The following is a 3,824-nucleotide window of genomic DNA, read 5'->3' as shown; positions in this document are numbered from 1 at the left end:
GTGCTCGGCACGGTGGTGACGCTCGGCATGACGTCCCACGACCGGGTCGACGACCCGTCCGGCAAGGTCGACAACACCCCGTCGGCGAGTCAGGGCACCGACGGCGGCGGCCTGGGCGCGGACACGCCCAAGGACGACAGCGGCGACACCGGCACGGCGACCAGCAGGCCGGCCGACCCGGGCCTCGGCGGCACGCCAGGCACCTCGAACGGGCCGACGCCGTCGTCATCGGCCCCGACCGGGCCGTCGGACGGCCCGAGCGGGACGCGGGGGCCGGGCGGCGACGGCTCGTCGGGCTCGCCGTCCCAGCCGCCCACCAGCAAGCCGCCGACGTCGAATCCGCCGACATCCACCCCGCCGACGTCGAAACCGCCCACGACGCCGTCGACTTCGCAGCCGCCGGCCTCCGAGTCGCCGACCTCGCAGCCGTCGCCGTCCTCGCCGTCCATGTCCGATTCGGCAAGCGGCCCCGCCTCCAGCGCACCGGCGCAGACGAGCCGCTCGGCGAGTGCCCCGGACGGCACGGGCTCGCCGAGCGGCCCGGATTCCGTCATCTGAGGCGGGACGGGCCGGATCCGGCACCCCGGATCCGGCCCGTCCCGCACTGTCCGGCGTCGCTCAGAACAGCGCCGGATCCGGCCCGTCCCCGGCCCGTCCCGTGCCCGCCCGCGTCGCTCAGAACAGCCGCAGTTTGTCGTCCTCGATGCCTCGCAGGGCGTCGTAGTCCAGCACCTGGCAGCCGATGCCGCGGTCGGTGGCGAGGACCCGGGCCTGGGGCTTGATCTCCTGAGCGGCGAAGATGCCGCGGACCGGGGCGAGATGCGGATCGCGGTTCAACAGCTCCAGATACCGCGTGAGTTGCTCCACGCCGTCGATCTCACCGCGCCGCTTGATCTCGACGGCGACGGTCTGCCCCGCCGCGTCCCGGCACAGGATGTCGACCGGGCCGATGGCGGTCATGTACTCGCGGCGGATCAGTGTGTAGCCCTCGCCGAGCGACTCGATCCGGTCGGCGAGCAGTTCCTGGAGGTGTGCTTCCACACCGTCCTTGATCAGGCCGGGGTCCACGCCGAGTTCGTGCGAGGAGTCGTGCAGGACCTCCTCCATCGTGATGATGAGCTTCTCGCCCGCCTTGTTGATGACGGTCCAGACACCTGCGGAGCCGTCGGAGTCCCCTGTCTCCTCCTTGAGCGTGCAGGGCGGCGACATCCAGTTGAGGGGCTTGTAGGCCCGGTCGTCCGCGTGGATCGAGACGCTGCCGTCCGCCTTGACCAGGATCAGACGGGGAGCCGAGGGGAGGTGGGCGGTGAGCCGTCCGGCGTAGTCGACGGAGCACCGGGCAATGACGAGACGCATGGTCGGCAACGCTACTCGACGCGCCCCGATGCCCGCGATTCGCCCGCCCGTCTCGCCTTGCCCCCGTTGACCGGATCCCAGCGGGTCATCCCTGTGACCCCTGTAAAGAGTTGCTCATCCCTGGCTGATTGTGTGCCCAATCCGACCGGCCCATGTACGCATTCTGCTGGTGCCGTCACGGTCCGTTGCCTACGGTAGGGAACGGGAGGTCGCGACACGTGTACTCAGCGTGTCCGTCATCGCGAACTCCCTGACCTGTCCGGCAACCCCCGCTGTGCGGGGGTGCGAGAGGAGAACTCATGTCGCTCGACGTCTCACCGGCCCTACTGGAACAGGCCGAGCGAGGCGAGGTCGACGAAGCCGATTTCGTCGACTGCGTCCGGACCTCCCTGCCCTACGCGTGGGAGATGATCAGCTCCCTGGTGGCCCAGCTGAAGGTGGACGGCGGAGAGTTCGCCGACAACCAGACGCCCCCGCCGGACGAGCAGGCACGCGGTCAGCTGCTGCGTGCGCTCGCGAGTGACGCGATACGCGGCGCGCTGCAGCGGCACTTCGGTGTGCGGCTGGCCTTCCAGAACTGCCATCGGGTAGCGGTATTCCCGCTGGACGCCTCGGCCGACGAGAGGCTGGCCCGCTTCACCTCGGTGCGCGGCCAGTTGCTCAACCAGTCGCCCGAACTCCGGGACTGCTGACGGTGTGAGTCGTCTGCTTGCCGCTCCGCCTGGGGGAGGTGCAATCAGTACTGGAGCGGCAAGCTCCCCGCTCGGCACGGAAGACGCACGGTGTCAGCGGAGCTGGGGGAGCACCTCGGTGCCCAGCCGCCGTACGTTCTCCTCGGTCGTCGCGAGGTCGCCCGAGCCCTCGACGAGCAGGGCGAAGCGGGAGATGCCCGTCCGTTCCGAGGTCGCCGCGAGCCGGTCCGCGCACAGCCGCGGGGTGCCCACCGGGTGCAGCCCGCAGAGGAGTTCGGTGTAGGCGAGGGGGTCGCGCATCGTGCGCACCCGGTTGTCCACCGTCATATGCGCCTCCAGTCCCAGTTTCAGCCAACCGGGCATCGCCTTCAGCAGCGTCTCCACCGCTTCGGTGCGCCGGTCGGCGATCTGGCAGACGCCGGCCGACACATGAGCGGCGCCCGCGATCTCGTCGGCGGACCGCCCCGCCGCGCGCGCGTGCCGCCGCCACAGGGCGACCATCGCGGCCTTCTCCTCGTCCCCGACATGCATGCCCAGCAGCATCGACAACCCGCGCTCGGCCGCCAGCCGGACGCTCGTCGGCGAGGTGCAGGCCACCACGACCTCGGGGCCCGGCGCATCGGTCAGCGCCTCCGTGGGACGCGGCACGACGGGGACCTCACGGAAGGCGAACCGCTCGCCCGAGGCGGCGACCGCCGGTTCGCGCAGCCAGCGCATCAGCAGATCGAGTGACTCCGGGAACCCGTGCTCGTACGCGGCGAGGCCCGAGCCGAACACCTCCAGATCCACCCAGGGGCCGCCGCGGCCGACGCCCAGCGAGAAGCGCCCGCCGCTCGCCACATGCAGCAGCGCGGCCTGTTCGCCGAGGGCGACCGGATGGACGGTGGGCAGCACACTGACCGCCGTGCCGACCCGGATACGGCTGGTGCGGCCCAGCAGCAGCGCGGCCAGGGTGATCGCGGACGGGCAGGTGCCGTACGGCACGAAGTGGTGCTCGGCCAGCCAGACCGCGTCGAGCCCCGCTTCCTCGGCGGCCTGCGCCGAGCGGACCGCCCGGTGCAGCGCCTCGCCCTGGCCCTGCCCCGGGAACTGGGCGGCCAGCACAAAACTTCCTACGTGCATTGCGTTTCCTGCTTTCCTGGCTCCGACACGGAGCTCCCCGCCCGGCATAACCCGCTGACACGTGCCGAAGACACGGCCTCGCGACGGGATTTGCGGATTGTCTGCAGAATGCGAGGCCCTGGCGGGCGACTTGTCTGGTTTGGCGCCCTTCGCGTACCCCCGTACGAGCCGCGTACGCTGGACACAGTCCCTGCATCCTGGAAAGCCCCGTGAGGTGTCCCGTGTCCCCGCGTCGCAACCGGCCCAAGGACCTCAAGGGCGCGGCCTCGTCCGGCCGGAGTGCCGAGGACGACCGCGCCGGCCGCTACGGCGGCTGGCAGTCCACGGAGCAGTGGCAGGGCGAGGACTGGAGCGTGCGCCATGTCGCCGGGGCCAGCGCCGAGGGCAAGACCTATCGTTGCCCCGGCTGCGACCAGGTGATCCCCTCCGGCCTCCCGCACGTGGTGGCCTGGCCCGAGCACGCGGGCGTCGACGACCGCCGTCACTGGCACAAGGCATGCTGGAACGCGAAGGACCGCCGCACCACTCGGGTGCGGCGGTCCCGTAACACGCCCCGGTTCTAGTGCCCCAACAGGCAACGTTCGCCCCGTCGCGACGCCCGGCACGCTCCCCCGAGCTCTTCGAGCAGGGGGCACCCCCACTCGCCGCACCGGG

General features: G+C 71.4%; 5 protein-coding genes. 2 read left to right on the top strand and 3 right to left on the bottom strand.

Features of this window, described 5'->3' with window-relative positions:
- Positions 1-89: 89 nt before the first annotated feature.
- Together ACWEKM_RS46100 and nucS are read right to left on the bottom strand one after the other, a co-directional pair.
- Positions 90-554 carry a hypothetical protein gene (locus ACWEKM_RS46100; protein ID WP_451627296.1) on the bottom strand — a complete coding sequence of 155 codons (465 nt, stop codon included), beginning with the start codon at positions 552-554 and terminating at the stop codon, positions 90-92.
- 121 nt (positions 555-675) lie between these two features.
- Positions 676-1,356, bottom strand: coding sequence for an endonuclease NucS (nucS, locus tag ACWEKM_RS46095; RefSeq protein WP_451627295.1), 681 nt, complete (start codon positions 1,354-1,356; stop codon positions 676-678).
- A gap of 299 nt (positions 1,357-1,655) precedes the next feature.
- On the opposite strand from nucS, the gene ACWEKM_RS46090 reads away from it, so the two are divergent.
- Positions 1,656-2,048 carry an SCO5389 family protein gene (locus ACWEKM_RS46090; protein ID WP_129800535.1) on the top strand — a complete coding sequence of 131 codons (393 nt, stop codon included), beginning with the start codon at positions 1,656-1,658 and terminating at the stop codon, positions 2,046-2,048.
- A gap of 93 nt (positions 2,049-2,141) precedes the next feature.
- Here ACWEKM_RS46090 and ACWEKM_RS46085 read toward each other — a convergent pair whose 3' ends face one another.
- Complete coding sequence (locus ACWEKM_RS46085) at positions 2,142-3,170, bottom strand: LLM class flavin-dependent oxidoreductase (protein ID WP_451627294.1); 1,029 nt, start codon at positions 3,168-3,170, stop codon at positions 2,142-2,144.
- 221 nt (positions 3,171-3,391) lie between these two features.
- Here ACWEKM_RS46085 and ACWEKM_RS46080 point away from each other — a divergent pair, with 221 nt between their 5' ends.
- Entirely contained in the window at positions 3,392-3,733 is a 342-nt protein-coding gene (locus ACWEKM_RS46080) for an ATP/GTP-binding protein (RefSeq protein WP_451627293.1), read from the top strand.
- Positions 3,734-3,824 lie beyond the last annotated feature (91 nt).

It is taken from the genome of Streptomyces sp. NPDC004752 (assembly GCF_053601275.1).
Note: the sequence above shows the minus strand (reverse complement) of the source record. Positions and strands in the feature narration are given on the sequence as shown.